Annotated in this window: 16 protein-coding genes; 8 read left to right on the forward strand and 8 right to left on the reverse strand. The window is 68.0% G+C overall.

The genetic code is table 11. From position 1 onward, the window contains the following. Positions 1-62: 62 nt before the first annotated feature. Both acnA and GD748_RS00265 read right to left on the reverse strand, forming a co-directional pair. The gene (acnA, locus tag GD748_RS00260; protein ID WP_152193219.1) at positions 63-2,858 is read right to left on the reverse strand and encodes an aconitate hydratase; all 2,796 of its coding nucleotides are present in this window, start codon (positions 2,856-2,858) and stop codon (positions 63-65) included. Then, complete coding sequence (locus GD748_RS00265; RefSeq protein ID WP_152193220.1) at positions 2,855-3,247, reverse strand: carboxymuconolactone decarboxylase family protein; 393 nt, start codon at positions 3,245-3,247, stop codon at positions 2,855-2,857. The genes acnA and GD748_RS00265 overlap by 4 nt, the downstream gene beginning before the upstream one ends. Before the next feature lie 170 nt (positions 3,248-3,417). On the opposite strand from GD748_RS00265, the gene GD748_RS00270 reads away from it, so the two are divergent. The 5 genes from GD748_RS00270 to GD748_RS00290 all read left to right on the forward strand — a co-directional run bounded on the left by GD748_RS00270 (position 3,418) and on the right by GD748_RS00290 (position 9,624). Then, on the forward strand, positions 3,418-5,217 hold the full coding sequence (locus GD748_RS00270; protein ID WP_193312745.1) for a molybdopterin-dependent oxidoreductase: 1,800 nt from the start codon (positions 3,418-3,420) through the stop codon (positions 5,215-5,217). Positions 5,218-5,287: 70 nt separating this feature from the next. Next, positions 5,288-6,367: a GTP 3',8-cyclase MoaA gene (gene moaA, locus GD748_RS00275; protein WP_152193221.1), complete on the forward strand. Its 1,080-nt coding sequence runs from the start codon at positions 5,288-5,290 to the stop codon at positions 6,365-6,367. A gap of 105 nt (positions 6,368-6,472) precedes the next feature. Then, on the forward strand, positions 6,473-8,254 hold the full coding sequence (gene ctaD / locus GD748_RS00280) for an aa3-type cytochrome oxidase subunit I (protein ID WP_152193222.1): 1,782 nt from the start codon (positions 6,473-6,475) through the stop codon (positions 8,252-8,254). A gap of 105 nt (positions 8,255-8,359) precedes the next feature. Further along, positions 8,360-9,076, forward strand: a complete 717-nt coding sequence (locus GD748_RS00285; RefSeq protein WP_152193223.1) for a DUF2249 domain-containing protein — start codon at positions 8,360-8,362, stop codon at positions 9,074-9,076. Positions 9,077-9,288: 212 nt separating this feature from the next. Beyond that, complete coding sequence (locus GD748_RS00290) at positions 9,289-9,624, forward strand: cupin domain-containing protein (protein WP_152193224.1); 336 nt, start codon at positions 9,289-9,291, stop codon at positions 9,622-9,624. Between the two features lie 55 nt (positions 9,625-9,679). Here the strand turns inward: GD748_RS00290 and GD748_RS00295 are convergent, their stop codons facing one another. The 4 genes from GD748_RS00295 to GD748_RS00310 form a co-directional block, all read right to left on the reverse strand. After that, positions 9,680-10,198, reverse strand: a complete 519-nt coding sequence (locus tag GD748_RS00295; protein ID WP_226920588.1) for a hypothetical protein — start codon at positions 10,196-10,198, stop codon at positions 9,680-9,682. A gap of 67 nt (positions 10,199-10,265) precedes the next feature. Then, the gene (locus GD748_RS00300; RefSeq protein WP_152193225.1) at positions 10,266-10,736 is read right to left on the reverse strand and encodes a hypothetical protein; all 471 of its coding nucleotides are present in this window, start codon (positions 10,734-10,736) and stop codon (positions 10,266-10,268) included. A 10-nt stretch (positions 10,737-10,746) separates the two neighbouring features. After that, positions 10,747-11,241 carry a hemerythrin domain-containing protein gene (locus GD748_RS00305; RefSeq protein WP_193312746.1) on the reverse strand — a complete coding sequence of 165 codons (495 nt, stop codon included), beginning with the start codon at positions 11,239-11,241 and terminating at the stop codon, positions 10,747-10,749. Between the two features lie 92 nt (positions 11,242-11,333). Continuing rightward, entirely contained in the window at positions 11,334-11,582 is a 249-nt protein-coding gene (locus GD748_RS00310) for a WhiB family transcriptional regulator (protein WP_152193227.1), read from the reverse strand. A gap of 265 nt (positions 11,583-11,847) precedes the next feature. Here GD748_RS00310 and fdxA point away from each other — a divergent pair, with 265 nt between their 5' ends. Then, positions 11,848-12,201 carry a ferredoxin gene (gene fdxA / locus GD748_RS00315; protein ID WP_152193228.1) on the forward strand — a complete coding sequence of 118 codons (354 nt, stop codon included), beginning with the start codon at positions 11,848-11,850 and terminating at the stop codon, positions 12,199-12,201. A 36-nt stretch (positions 12,202-12,237) separates the two neighbouring features. Here the strand turns inward: fdxA and GD748_RS00320 are convergent, their stop codons facing one another. Beyond that, positions 12,238-12,936, reverse strand: a complete 699-nt coding sequence (locus tag GD748_RS00320; protein ID WP_152193229.1) for a helix-turn-helix transcriptional regulator — start codon at positions 12,934-12,936, stop codon at positions 12,238-12,240. 36 nt (positions 12,937-12,972) lie between these two features. Continuing rightward, positions 12,973-13,392, reverse strand: coding sequence for a hypothetical protein (locus GD748_RS00325; RefSeq protein WP_152193230.1), 420 nt, complete (start codon positions 13,390-13,392; stop codon positions 12,973-12,975). A gap of 189 nt (positions 13,393-13,581) precedes the next feature. Here GD748_RS00325 and GD748_RS00330 point away from each other — a divergent pair, with 189 nt between their 5' ends. Both GD748_RS00330 and GD748_RS20095 read left to right on the forward strand, forming a co-directional pair. Next, the gene (locus GD748_RS00330) at positions 13,582-14,013 is read left to right on the forward strand and encodes an OsmC family peroxiredoxin (RefSeq protein ID WP_152193231.1); all 432 of its coding nucleotides are present in this window, start codon (positions 13,582-13,584) and stop codon (positions 14,011-14,013) included. 145 nt (positions 14,014-14,158) lie between these two features. Further along, positions 14,159-14,971 carry a Crp/Fnr family transcriptional regulator gene (locus GD748_RS20095; protein WP_152193232.1) on the forward strand — a complete coding sequence of 271 codons (813 nt, stop codon included), beginning with the start codon at positions 14,159-14,161 and terminating at the stop codon, positions 14,969-14,971. Positions 14,972-15,124 lie beyond the last annotated feature (153 nt).

Below are 15,124 nucleotides of genomic sequence, written 5' to 3' on the forward strand. Positions count from 1 at the left end.
CTCCCTGAGTTAGCGCCGCCGGGGCGGACTGTGGAAGCGGCACCGCCCCGCACATGTCGGGTCTATTTCGTCAGCATCTGGCGAAGGACATAGGGCAGGATGCCGCCGTGGCGGTAGTAGGCCGCCTCGGCCGGGGTGTCGATCCGCACCCGCGCCGTCAGCTCGCGGACCTGGTCGCCAGCCGCCACCCGGACGCTGACCTGTTCGGGCAGCTCCTCCGCATCGTCCAGGCCGGTGATGGAGTAGGTCTCCTCTCCGGTCAGGCCCAGCCCCTCGGCAGAGTCACCGCCAGTGAACTGCAGCGGCAGGACCCCCATGCCGATGAGGTTGGAACGGTGGATCCGCTCGAAGGAGGTCGCCAGCACCGCCCTGACGCCCAGGAGCATGGTGCCCTTGGCGGCCCAGTCCCGCGACGACCCGGAGCCGTAGTCGGCGCCGGCGAGCACGATCAGCGGGATGTCGTCACCGGCGTAGGCCTGGGCGGCGTCGAAGATGCTCTCGGGCTCCCCGCCCGGCAGGTGGCGGGTGTACCCGCCCTCGATGCCGGGGACGAGCTTGTTGCGCAGCCGGACGTTGGCGAAGGTCCCGCGGATCATCACGTCGTGGTTGCCGCGGCGTGAGCCGTAGGAGTTGAAGTCCTTCGCCGCCACCCCGTGCTCGAGGAGGTACTGGCCGGCCGGGGAGTCGGGCCTGATCGCCCCGGCCGGGGAGATGTGGTCGGTGGTCACCGAGTCGCCCAGGTAGGCCAGCACCCGGGCGCCGGTGATGTCCCGCACTGGCCTTGCCTTGGTCGGCATCGCCTCGAAGTAGGGTGGCCGGCGCACATAGGTCGAGCCCTCGTCCCAGTCGAAGGTCTTCGAGTCCGTCAGGGCCATGCCCTGCCAGTTCTCGTCCCCGGTCAGGACGTCGGCGTACCCGTCGGTAAACATGCGGGCCTCGACGCTGGCGTCGACAGCGGCCTTGATCTCGGCGCTGGTGGGCCAGATGTCGCGCAGGTAGACGTCCTCGCCGTGCTCGTCCTGGCCCAGCGGTTCGCGCAGCAGGTCGGTATGCATGGTCCCGGCCAGGGCGTAGGCGATGACCAGCGGCGGTGAGGTCAGGAAGTTCATCTTCGTCTCGGCGTGGATACGGCCCTCGAAGTTCCGGTTCCCGGACAGCACCGAGGCGACGGTCAGGTCATGGCCGGTCACCGCCTGGCTGACTGCGGGGATCAGCGGTCCGGAGTTACCGATGCAGGTGGTGCACCCGTACCCGACGAGATGGAAACCGAGCTGCTCCAGATACGGGGTCAGCCCGGCGCGCTCGTAGTAGTCCGTCACCACCCGGGAGCCAGGGGCCAGGGTCGTCTTGACCCACGGCTTGGACTGAAGTCCGCGCTCGACGGCCTTCTTGGCCAGCAGTCCGGCACCGAGCATGACCGACGGGTTGGAGGTGTTGGTGCATGAGGTGATGGCCGCGATGACCACGTCCCCGTGGTCGATCTGCCCCTCGGTTCCGTCGAGCAGGATCTGCGTCGGGTCCGACGGCCACGTCACCGGCCGGTCGGTCATAGTTGTCCGGGGTGGCTCGTCCCGGGCGATCCGGGAACTGACCGCGATGGGGTCGCTCGCCGGGAAGGAGTCCGCCGAAGCCTCGTCCAGGCCACCCTGGACCGCCTCGGCGTGGGTCTGCCCGGCCAGCAGTCCCCGGACGGTGCGCTGGGCGACCTTGAGGGGGATGCGGTCCTGGGGACGCGTGGGGCCGGCCAGGGAGGGTTCGACGGTAGACAGATCCAGCTCGACGACCTGGGAGTAGTCCGGGACGTGGCCGGGATCGTGCCACAGGCCCTGCTCCTTGGCGTAGGCCTCCACCAGCTCGATCTGGTGGGCCGAGCGGCCGGTCAGGCGCAGGTAGTTAAGCGTCTCGGCGTCGACGGGGAAGATGGTGACAGTCGAGCCGTACTCCGGGCTCATGTTGCCCAAGGTGGCACGCGTGGCCAGGGGCACGTTGGCCACCCCGGGGCCGAAGAAGTCCACGAACTTGCCCACCACGCCGGTCCGGCGCAGCAGCTCGGCCACGGTCAGGACCAGGTCGGTGGCGGTGGTGCCCTCGGTCTGCTCACCGGTCAACTTCAGACCGACGACCTGCGGGATGAGCATGCTCATCGGCTGGCCCAGCATCGCGGCCTCGGCCTCGATGCCTCCGACGCCCCAGCCGAGCACACCGAGCCCGTTGATCATCGGGGTGTGCGAGTCCGTGCCCACCAGGGTGTCGGGGTAGGCCACGGGGCGTTGGGCGCCGTCCTTGGTGAAGACCACCCGCGCCAGGTACTCCAGGTTGACCTGATGACAGATCCCGGTGTCGGGCGGGACGACCTGGAAGTCGTTGAAGGCCTGCTGGCCCCAGCGCAGCAGCTCGTAGCGTTCGTGGTTGCGCTCGAACTCCAGGTCGGCGTTGATCCGGAAGGCGTCAGAGCGGCCGAAGACATCGGCGATCACCGAGTGGTCGATGACCAGGTCCGTGGGGATCAGCGGGTTGATCTTCGCCGGGTCCCCGCCGGCGGCGGTCATGGCGTCCCGCATCGCGACCAGGTCCACCACGCACGGCACCCCGGTGAAGTCCTGCATCAGCACCCGTGCCGGCGTGAACTGGATCTCCGAGCTCGTCTCGGCCGTGGCGGCGGGGTCCCAGGCCGCAAGGGCACGGACCTGCTCGGCGGTGACCAGGCGTCCGTCCTCGTTGCGCAGCAGGTTCTCCAGGAGCACCTTCAGGCTGTACGGCAGTCGGGCTGAGCCGTCGATGCGGTCCAGCCGGAAGATGTCGTAGGTGATGTCACCGACGCCGAGCTGGTCGAGGGCGCCGAAGCTGTCGGCGCTCATAGCCGCGCCTCGGCGGCGGCATGGGCCTCATGGTGATCAGCGTTGTCGTCCCCGCCATGAGAGTGTCCGCCGATCGCGTTCAAGGCGATCGTGGCGTGGGCGTAGGCGCCTCCGGCCCGCATCTCCGCAGCCACCCAGATCGCCTCCATGATCTCCTCCTCACTCGCGCCCTTGCGCTTGGCGAGCTTGGAGTGGCCGGTGATGCAGTACGGGCACTGGGTCACGTGCGCGACCGCGACCGCGATCAGCTGCTTCGTCTTCTCCTCCAGTGCACCGGCAGCGAAGACGGCCCGGCTGAACTCGTCCCATGCCTGATGGATCTGCGGGGCGAGCTCGGCGCGGTGGGCCGCGGTCTGCGGCGTGCTCGGGGGATACAAAGACTCGGCCACAGCATGCTCCTTCGGACGTGCTTCGCGTGCCGCCCAGACCGTCGACGCAAACTTCGCTCGCCCCACGTGATCTGCGACACACCTTGTCCCCGGCACGCTACAACGGTTTTTCCCAGACGGCATTGGATAATCGTGGACAGGGCCTTGGTCCCTTGTTAGCGTCACTGATCATGGCCACCGGTGAGGTTCCCCACAGCAAGGCCGATCCAGACCTGCCGACACCGGCGCCCTCGAGCATCAATCCCGGCGCGCTGAAGGACTTCCGGGCCCAGCTGACCAAGGGTGAGGACGTGGTCGACCCGGCCACCTGGGCAGGTTCGGTGCCCGCCCAGTCCGGGATCGCCCCGCGGGTGCGGGTGGGCAGGTCGAAGTGGTTCAACTTGCTGTGGCTGCTGCCGATCGGGTTCGTCGTGCTCATCGCCGGTGTCGGTTTCGCCAAGGAACTACGTGAAGTTCCGGCGGTCGCCGACTTCATCGCCGACTATCCCGGGACCGTGCCGCCAGCCAACGGTCAGGAGGGCATCCCGGCCTGGGTCGGGTGGCAGCACTTCTTCAACCTGTTCCTGATGACCTTCATCATCCGCTCCGGCATCCAGATCATGACCGACCACCCCCGCCTGTACTGGACCCGGCACTCCACCCCGGGCAAGGAGTGGTTCCGGTTCCAGAAGGAGGTCCCCGACGACCCGCTGTGGACGGCCAAGCAGGACTCGGTCTCCCTGCCCGGGCAGGTCGGGCTGCCCGGGATCCGCCACTCCATCGGGTTGGCCCGCTGGTGGCACCTGGGCATCGATGTCCTCTTCGTGGTCAACGGGCTCATCTTCTACATCCTGATCTTCACCACCGGACACTGGCAGCGGCTGGTCCCCACCAGCTGGGACTTCATCCCCCACGCCGGCTCCGTGGCCCTGCAGTACCTGTCCTTGGACTGGCCGGTCGACAACGGCTGGGTGGCCTACAACGCGTTGCAGGTCCTGGCCTACTTCATCACCGTCTTCATCGCCGGCCCCGCCGCGATCCTGACCGGGCTGGGCATGTCCCCGGTGCTGTCGACAAAGTTCCGGCGGATCAGCTCGCTGCTGTCCATCCAGGCCGCCAGGTCCCTGCACTTCCTCGTCATGGTCTGGTTCCTGCTCTTCATCCTCATGCACGTCACCCTGGTGTTCACCACCGGCATGCGCGAGAACCTGAACTTCATGTACGGCTCGCGCGACAACGGCTCCTGGGTGGGCTTTTGGATCTTCGCCGCCTCGATGGTCATCGTCATCATCGGCTGGGTCAGCGCCACCCCCTTCACCCTGCGTCACCCGCGCAAGGTTCAGCGCATCGGCTATGCGCTGATCGGACCGTTGCAGCGCCTGTTCGAGCACGTCGACGCCAAACCCGGGCAGTACACCGACAAAGACATCTCCCCGTACATGTGGCACAACGGGAAGTACCCCGAGACCGATGAGTACCGGGCGCTGTATGAGAACAACTTCACCCACTACCGCCTCCACGTCGGCGGGCTGGTCGAGAACCCCGTCGAGCTGGACCTGACCCAGCTACGCGCACTGGCCTACCACGAGCAGATCACCCAGCACTTCTGCATCCAGGGCTGGTCCGGCATCGCCAAGTGGGGCGGGGTGTCCATGCAGACCATCGTCGACCTCGTCCGACCCAGACCGGCGGCCAAGTGGGTCGTCTTCTACTCCCTCGGTGACGGCCCCGACGGCGGGATCTACTACGACGCCCACCCGATCGAGCAGATGAGCTACCAGTTGAGCATGCTCGCCTACGACATGAACGACGCGCCCCTGGACTACGGCCACGGCGCCCCGCTGCGCCTGCGTAACGAGGCTCAGCTCGGTTTCAAGCAGGTCAAGTGGATCAAGGGCGTGGAGTTCGTCGAAGACTTCACCGAGGTCGGCGGCGGCTACGGCGGCTACAACCAGGACCACGAGTTCTTCGGCTACCGCCAAACCATCTAAGCGCCACCACCGGACACAAGCGTTCTGGTACCCGAGTGGGTGCTTGTTCCACCACGACGGAAGGGTTCACATGAGCGGCCCGCGATCGCTGCCCGTACCCGGGTCCACCGGCGCTGGCGGTGCGGTGAGCGACACGCTGGGCCGGCCGTTGCGGGACCTGCGCATCTCGGTCACCGACCGGTGCAACTTCCGCTGCGTGTACTGCATGCCCAAAGAGGTCTTCGGCCGCGACTACCCCTTCCTGCCCAAGGCCGCGCTGCTCACCTTCGAAGAGATCACCCGCCTGGCCCGCATCGCCGTCAGTCTCGGGGTGGAGAAGATCCGCCTAACCGGCGGCGAGCCCCTCCTGCGCAAGAACCTCCACGAGCTCATCGCGGCCCTGACCGAGCTGCACACACCACAAGGACGCGCAGTAGAGATCGCGCTGACCACCAACGGCTCCGCCCTGGCCCACCACGCCCAGTCGCTCAAGGACGCCGGCCTGACCCGGGTCAGTGTCTCGCTGGACTCCCTGGACGAGGCCCGGTTCCAGGCCATGAACGACACCGGCTTCCCGGTGGCGAAGGTCTTGGGCGGCATCGACGCGGCGCGCCAGGTCGGCCTGGACCCCGTCAAGGTCAACATGGTCGTCAAACGTGGCCACAACGACGCCGACATCATCGCGATGGCCCGCCACTTCCACGGCACCGGCATCGTGCTGCGCTTCATCGAGTACATGGACGTCGGCGCCACCAACGGGTGGCAGATGGACCAGGTCGTCCCCTCCGCCGAGATCATCGAGCGCATCAACGCCCAGATGCCGCTCGACCCCGTCACCCCCGCCTACCCGGGCGAGACAGCGACCCGGTGGGCCTACCGCGACGGCGGCGGGGAGATCGGCGTCATCTCCTCCGTCACCGGCGCCTTCTGCCGCTCCTGCACCAGGGCCCGCATCTCCACCGACGGCAAGCTCTTCACCTGCCTGTTCGCCACCACCGGGCACGACCTACGCGCCCTGATGCGCGCCGGGGGCACAGATGACGAGCTCGCCGACGCACTGGCCGGCCTGTGGCGCACCCGTGAGGACCGCTACTCCGAGCTGCGCAGCACCAACACCCGTCGGCGACCACCAGCGGGACAGCGGATCGAGATGTCCTACATCGGCGGCTAAGAGCTGTACCGCAAGGACTCGCTCCGGCTCGCGCAGCACCCCTGCGGCGCTGGGCGGCGACCTCGGCACCAAGGCACGACATCACCGAGAAGGGGACCAGGACTGATGGCAACCACCGCCGAGATCCACCACGAGGTCGTTCCCGGGCTGCGCCCCCAGCGCCAGAGCCTGGGCCGGATCATCGTGTCGTGGATCACCTCCACCGATCACAAGACGATCGGGTACCTGTACCTGGTCACCGCCTTCGCCTTCTTCATGATCGGTGGCGTGCTGGCCCTGCTGGTGCGCGCCGAGCTCTTCGCACCAGGTATCCAGCTCGTGCAGTCCAACGAGCAGTACAACCAGCTGTTCACCATGCACGGCACGATCATGATGCTGCTCTTCGCGACGCCGCTGTTCGTCGGCTTCGGCAACATCATGATCCCGCTGCAGATCGGCGCCCCGGACGTGGCCTTCCCACGGCTGAACATGTTCTCCTACTGGCTCTTCCTTTTCGGTGGCCTGGTCGCGGTGGGCGGGTTCCTCACCCCCAAGGGGGCCGCGAGCTTCGGCTGGACCGCCTACACACCGCTGTCGAACGCCACCTTCTCCCCCGGCCTGGGCGGAGACCTGTGGGTCCTCGGTCTGGCGATGACCGGTTTCGGCACGATCTTCGGCTCGGTGAACTTCATCGCCACGATCATCACCATGCGCGCGCCAGGCATGACGATGTTCCGGATGCCGATCTTCACCTGGAACATCCTGCTGACCTCGCTCCTGGCCCTGATGGCCTTCCCGGTCCTGGCCGCAGCCCTGTTCGGCCTCGCCGTAGACCGGGTCCTTGGCGGGCAGGTCTACAACCCCGAGGCCGGTGGCGCGCTGCTGTGGCAGCACCTGTTCTGGTTCTTCGGCCACCCCGAGGTCTACGTCGTCGCACTGCCGTTCTTCGGGATCGTCTCCGAGGTCATCCCCGTCTTCTCCCGCAAACCGCTCTTCGGCTACAAGGGCCTGATCTTCGCCACCATCGCCATCACGGCCCTGTCGGTCACGGTGTGGGCGCACCACATGTTCACCACCGGCGGGATCATGCTGGCCTTCTTCTCCCTGATGAGCATGCTGATCGCGATCCCCACCGGGATCAAGTTCTTCAACTGGGTCGGCACCATGTGGCAGGGCAAACTCACCTTCGAGACTCCCATGCTGTTCTCCCTCGGGTTCCTGGTCACGTTCCTTTTCGGGGGCCTGACCGGAGTGATCCTGGCCAGCCCGGCGATGAACTTCCAGGTCCACGACACCTACTTCGTCGTCGCCCACTTCCACTACGTCGTCTTCGGCACCGTGGTGTTCGCGATGTACTCCGGCTTCTACTTCTGGTGGCCGAAGTGGACCGGGCGGATGCTGGACGAGCGCCTCGGCAAGATCAACTTCTGGCTGCTGTTCATCGGCTTCCACACCACCTTCCTGGTCCAGCACTGGCTCGGTGTGCAGGGCATGCCACGCCGCTACCCGGACTACATGCCCGAGGACGGCTTCACCCTGTACAACCAGATCTCCACCGTCGGGTCGGTGCTCATCGCAGTCTCGACCTTGCCGTTCCTGTGGAACGTCTACATCACCCAGCGCGGCCCGCGGACGGTGTTCGTGGACGACCCGTGGGGCTTCGGCAACTCCCTGGAGTGGGCCACCGCCTCCCCGGTCCCGCGGCACAACTTCACCTCCCTGCCCCGCATCCGCTCCGAGCGCCCGGCCTTCGACCTGCACCACCCCGAGGTCGCAGCCATGGACCAGGCCGAGCCCAACCGTGACGTCCTGGACTCGCTGTACGCCGGCCCCGAGACGGGCGGACGTGAGCGGACCGAGGAAGAGCGCGCCACACACCAACGGCCCGCCGGTGAGGACGGGCCCTGACGTTGACGTTCGGAGCGGGTCCAAGACGTGATCCACCCCTATGCTTTTGTCACAGGAGATGTTGTAATAACTAGTCCCACCCATCGCCAGCCAGCGGAGGTCACGATGATGACACCCGGCGCCACGGGCCCGGTGCAGGCCGCGGTCGAAGCACATCACGGCACCCTTCAGAGCGAGTTGATCCGGCGCACCGACGCCCTCCTGGCCGCTGTCGCCGCCCAGGAGGCGCACGAGCCGGCCAGGGACGACCTCGTCGACTTCCTCCATGGCGAGGTGCTGCCGCACACCACGGCCGAGGGGGTGATCTTCTGCGACTCGGCACCGGACATGCAGACGACGCTGCTGGCCCAGGCCATGGCCGCCCAGCAACGCCAGCTCGTCGCCTTCGCCGGCGAGGTCGCGCGCGCCCGCACCGGGATGGACGCCGCCATGGCGGCCAGCGCCCTGGTCGCACTGTTCATGATGCGGGCCGAGGAGGAGGACACGGTGCTCCTGCCGGCTCTGGCCGCCGCCGGTATCGACCTGGCCGATCTGCTGGCTCATCAACCACAGATCCTGGGCCGGCCCGGCGCCGACGCGCCGGTGACCATGCCCGGGCCTGGCGACACCCTGGACCTGTGCGCGCTGGACTACGACCAGTGCCGCCGACGGCTGCGCACCGCCCTGCAAAGGCTCGAGCCCGGGAAGACACTGAGGCTGACCCATGGCCACGAGCTGCAGTCGTTGCGCTACGAGATCGAGGCGACCGCCCTGAAGGCATACCGCTGGTCCCTTCCCACCGGCGAACCCCCGAAGACGACCACCCTGGTAGAACGCCTGTAGGGCACTTGACCGGGACAGGTCCGACTGACGTCAGCGGGTCCTCGTGCCCTGACCTGGCGCTCCCGCTACTCGGCACCCGAGGGTTCCCCGCCGGCACGTAGCGCCGCGGCACCGGTCTCGGGTGGTCGGCCGAGGCCGGGGAAGCGGCCGCCTCGCTGCCGGCGGAGCCGGCAGCTCGCGCCGTCGGCATGGTTCCTGGAAGAGTGATGGGCATGCAGAAGATCTCGATCGAGGCCCTGGCCCGTCAACAGCTCAAGGCCGCGGCAGGAGCCGCCGCCAGCGCACGGGCAGGAGACACGGTCTTCGGTGGCCATGACAAGGTGCTGCGCCAGACCGTGGTCGGTCTGCTCCACGGCGCTCAGATCGCCGAGCGAGAAAATCATGACGAGGCCACGATCTATGTCCTCCAAGGGCGCGTACGGCTCCGGGCCGGCGAGGTGTCCTGGGAAGCACGCGCCGGTGACCTGCTCATCGTGCCGGATGCCCGCCACAGCCTCGAAGCGGTCGAGGACTCCGCCGTGCTGATCACCATCGCCAAGCTCTCCTGAGCCACTGGCCACATTCCAGCATCGCCTCGCCCCGGCCGACGATCAGGGTTTCCGTTTAGCCGTGACGGAGAACTGACAGGACTACGCCCGCCGGGACACTGACCCCGAGGATCACGAGGAGTATCCGGTAGAGCGTCAGATACCACGAATGAGTGTGCGGGGGTTGGGTGCGTGGGCGGCGGACCGCTGCCAGGAAGAGGGCGAGCGCCACGAGCAACAGCGCACCACCGGCGACCACCACGGCCACCGACCCGCTCAGAGTGCCGAAAAGAACAGCGACGTTGGCGACGTTGTAGAGCACGAGCTGCCAGCCACGGCGCCTCTTGGAGGGTGGGACGGCGGCGAGCAGTGCCTGCCCCATCCCGAGGCACAGCTGGGCTACCCCGGCAACCAGCACCAGGTAGGCCGCCACCCAGGAACCCTCGGTGAAACCGGTCGGGCCGGTAACCGCGGCGACGAACCCGCCCGCGATGATGGCGACCAGGCCAAGGAGCGCGAAGCCGCCCATGGCCTGCCATCGCGCGGCAGTGATCCTTTCTGGTGTTGCTGCACCGCCGACCGGCGGGCTGCTCATGCTGGATCCCCTTCGTCGGTCCTTGCTCCGCCGGCTGTGCGCCACGTGCGCTCGTGCTGGGACTGGACTATCCCGTGGTGACCATCACGGCGAGGACGACGCTGGCCAAGGTCAGCACCGTCAGCACGGCGCGAAGAATGATGGCCCTGCGCGCAACGGTGGCGACCCGGTCCGCGAGCTGCGGGTCGTCGGGAGAACCGGTGGCACGGCGACGTAACCGCGTCATCGCCCGCGCCTGGACGATGCCAGCAACGGTGGAGAGCGCCAGGGCGGCGATGCTGAGGACCAACGCCGCCATTGCGGCGTCCCACGGGTTCGCGCGCAGCACCCACCCGCCCGTAGCGACTGCGAGAACGAAGGACGTGCCCAGGACGGTGAGGTATCTGCGGCCCAGGGCCCGGAAGAACCGCACCCGCTGCGGTGGGGCCAGACTCACGTGCGCCGAGCGCACCACGATGATGACCGCGACAAGGCCACCGACCCAGGTGGCCGCCGCCAGGAAGAAGATGACCGCCACCGCTTGATCGAGGGCACCCATCCACTAGGTCTCAGTCCACATCAATTTCACCGAGCATCTCCGGGCGCCCGGCGATCAGGGTCGAGACGTCCACCCCGGCCTCGGCCAGTGCGGGGATCAGAACCGTCTCTTCCTTCTCCATCCGCAGGACGAACAGCATCACCAGGGCACGGGCGGACAAGGCGGCATCTAGGCCCGTAGCGGCCTGATCGATGTGCTCGACCAGGCTCAGCAGGGATTTGTGGTCCAGCTCCAACGCGGCCACCAGGGCGTGCGCGCCAACGCCGCGTGCGGCGTTGTACAGCACCATCTCCTCGGTCTGCAGGTGCGCAAAGACATCCCCGCGGAGGAACTCCACCAGTGCTCGGCGCTGCTCCTCGTGGTCGTGCCCGGCCGCGACCGCGTTGACCAGGGCGGCCTCGCGTGCGGCGAGCTGCGACCACAGCTCTGCGTGGTGGTGATGGGCCGCCGAAGAGACTGAACTGTCATCGCGGCTATTGCTGGTGTCGGGCTCTGTGTGACTCATAACATTATTTACTGGTATCGCTGTGAAGAATGCAAGGGGCAGCGTGTCGCGCCGACCGGGCTCGCGCCTGCCTTCACCCATCCGTGGGCCGTTCAGGCGACCGGGCGGGTGCGCGCGCGGCGGCGCCGTAGGGTGCGCCGCTCACGCTCGGAGCGTCCACCCCACACGCCGGTGTCCTGGCCCGTCTCCAGGGCCCAGGCCAGGCAGGTGCCGATGACGGGGCACCGCTGGCACACCGCCTTGGCCTCCTTGACCTGAGCCTGGGCGGTCCGGGCGTCACCGGCGGGGTAGAACAGCTCAGGGTCCTCATGCAGGCACGCCGCCTGGTGGCGCCAGTCCATGACTACTCCTCTCAGCCATCGCATACGTCTTGGTCGCGCGGGAGGCCGGTACGCGGGCACTCCGGTGGGTTCACCGAGTCCTGTTCCACCCCGCGCGCGGACCCCGTTTCTCCAAGCCATACTAGTATCTACTCGAGGAGGAACGGAAACAGAAAACTTCTCGCATCCCGCCACCTCGCGCTCCTGGCCCACTGGCACGGTGGACGCAGGATGGCCCGGTGAACGCCAGGGAGCGAGCAGAGAAGACCGACCGAAGGAGGATCCCATGACGTACGTGATCGCCGCTCCGTGCATCGATGTGCTGGACCGGGCCTGCGTGGAGGAGTGCCCGGTGGACTGCATCTACGAAGGCGAACGTTCCTTGTACATCCAGCCCGATGAGTGCGTGGACTGCGGTGCCTGTGAGCCGGTCTGCCCGGTCGAGGCGATCTTCTACGAGGACGACCTGCCCGGGGAGTTCGCGCCGTTCCTGGCCGACAACGCCCGCTTCTTCGACCAGGCGCTACCCGGGCACAGTGCGCCCCTTGGCTCTCCGGGCGGAGCCGCGAAGCTCGGCGTGATCGGCGCGGACACCGAGCTGGTCGCCGCCCATCCGCCTCAGGCCGTGCCTGCCCCGTGACCACGTCGCCTCCGGGCGGTGCTCACCGGTCCCGGTTCACCGGCCCGTGGGCGTTGGACCACCGGCGCTGAGATGGGCCTCGCAGCCCGCGGGGCTGGCGAAAGGGACCAGACGTTCCGCGCTGAGCGGGGCGTTGAGGTTCTCCAGGACCCCGCGCATCAGACCCAGGTGCACCGAGCAGACCACGTCCTGGTGGGCCTGGGCGACCTCCAGGAACGGGCAGTGCCGCTGCAAGATGACGGGGTGCCCGTCGCCGTCGTCGGCGCAGACCTCGGGGGCGAACCCGACCTCGACCAGGGTGGCGGTCAGCTCGGCGATCGCATCGGCGGTGTCCGTCGCCTCTTCTGATACCTCGCTGCGTGACAGGCCCCAGGACCGGCCCGCCTCGACTGCCGCGGCCGCCGGGTCCTGACTCGTGCGGGTGACGAGCTGGGCCAGCACCTCAGCGAGCTGGCCGAAGTCACGGCGCCCGTGCTCGGCATCGGGGACCGGGTTGGCGGTGTACGCCAACGGTGGGCGCCCGGGTTCACCGCTGCGCCGCACGTGGCGGGAGACCAACCCGTCGCTCTCGAGACGTTCGAGGTGGAACCGCACCGTGTTGGGATGCAAGCCGGTGCGCTCGGCTGCCTGCTGAACATGACACCCCTCTGGGGAGTCCCGCAGCACCGCGAGAACCCGCAGGCGCGAAGCGGTGCGCGCACGCTCCGCGTTCAGGCTGTCCGGATTGTGACTCACCCCCACATGGTCTCATCACCGGCCGTGCCCCGATCCTCAATGACGCTTGGCGGCGAGCTCCTCAACAACCAGGCCGAGCCCGCTGCCGAGCATGAAGACGTCTCGGGCGATCCCCATGCCGGCCGGCGCCGGACGAATCCCGTCGTCGCGGGTCATGCCCGGTGTCTTGAGATAGACCCGCATCAACGCTGCCGAGAACCCGCTCAGGACCGCCGCAGCTGCCCAGGTCGGTACCACCGGGGCCAGCAGCGCCGCCCCCAGGGCGATCTCGAAGGCAGACAGCGCCTTTCCGAAGCGCACCGGGTCCACCTTCTTCAGGAACGGGAAGGCGTTGGCGGCCTGATCCCGCAGCCCCGTGGCCCCCTCGACGTCCAACGAACGCTTGGTCACCCCGGTGTTCAAGATGAAGGCCCCGCAGGCCAGGCGCGGCGGGACATGATGAAGCTTGACTGCCATAACGATCCTCTCCGGTTCCGGAAGATTCCCCAGTCGCCAGCATGTGCTTCTCCCCGCCAGCGGGCAAGGGATCCTCCTGTGCGAAATTACACGACTCATACTCGGATAAATCCGTTACGGTGACAAGGGCGCCAGCAAGGTGCCGGCGCAAAGTCTCACGCGCCCCTGTAGATCGTCCGAGGAGGAACCATGCCCACACCCATCGTCAACCAGGCCAGCGCCGTGTGGAACGGAGACCTGTTCACCGGGTCCGGGACCACCAGCCTGGACACCTCAAAGCTGGGGACCTTCGACGTGAACTGGAAGGCACGGGCGGAGGAGTCCGGCGCCAGCACCACGCCGGAGGAGCTCATCGCCTCCGCTCACGCCACCTGCTACGCGATGCAGCTGTCCAACGAGCTCGCCCAGAACCAGACCCCGGCCACCGAGCTGAGCACCAACGCCAAGGTCACCTTCGTCGCCGGCACCGGCATCACCGGTATCGAGCTGAGCGTCCGCGGCGACGTTCCGGGCATCGACGCCGAGGACTTCGCGCGTATCGCCGACTCCGCCAAGGCCAACTGCCCGGTTTCGAAGGCGCTGGCGGCCACCGACATCACCCTGAGCGCCTCACTCGCCTAACCGGCACCCGACCGGCCCGGACGCGGACCGCCCCTTGTGGTCTTCGTCCGGGCGGGGCTGTTCGGTCCGGGAATGTCTGTGCGCCGCTGACGTTCTCGATGGTAGGCGTCCGTACCGTTTCGTGAAACCGTCTAGGAGGACAGTCGTGAGCAGCGCACCACACCCCACGCGGGCCCAGCACGCGGCTGCCCCGGTCAACCCAGCGGCCAGCCCGCCACCGGGCCGGCGCCACGTCCCGCTGCGGTCCACCTGCGCCCAACCCCATGCCTGCCCCGCACCGGTGCGCATGCGCGTGCTGTCCCAGGTCCCGCTCTTCGCCGGCCTGTCCCCCGACGAGCTCGTCAGCATCGACAAGCGCATGGTGTCCCTGTCCTGGGGCGAGGACGATCCGCTCTACAATTCCGGGGAACCGGCCGAGCACCTCTACGTCCTAGCCGCTGGACGGGCCAAGGCCCTCCGGACGGCACCGACCGGTCAGGACGTCGTCGTCGACCTCCTCGCCCCCGGCGATCTCTTCGGCGCCCTGCACACCATGGGCCAGCCGACCCATACCGAGACCGTGCGGGCCATGAGCACCACCTGCGCGCTGCGCATCGACACCGCTGCCTTCCGCGACATCCTGACCGAGCACCCCCAGGTCGCATGGCGCGCCCTGGACGACACCGCCGCCCTGCTGGCCCAGGCCCGCTCCGACGTCACCCAGCAGTCCACCACCACCGTCGCCCAACGCGTGGCCACCACCCTGCTGCGCCTGGCCGAGAAGTTCGGCCAGGACCGCACCGGTGGCGCCACCCTCATCCAGCTCCCGCTCTCACGCACCGACCTGGCCGGGATGACCGGTTCGACACCGGAGTCCGTCTCCCGCGTGATGAGCCAGCTACGCAAGGACGGCATCATCGACTCCGGGCGACGCTGGACCGCCATCGTCGACGCCGACCGCCTCGCCGCCACCACCTGACCTGACAGAGCCCGGGCGCCCCTGCCTCCACCCGATACACAAGATGTGCCCGAACCCAGCAACTCAGGGGACAACGTCCGGTGGTCGCGGAAGGCCCCCGACGCGGCCTGACTGCACCGTGTCCCGGGACTATTCGGTGACGGAGCGGCCTGC

Origin of the sequence: Georgenia subflava, from assembly GCF_009193155.1 — a bacterium.
Taxonomy (GTDB): Bacteria; Actinomycetota; Actinomycetes; order Actinomycetales; family Actinomycetaceae; genus Georgenia; species Georgenia subflava.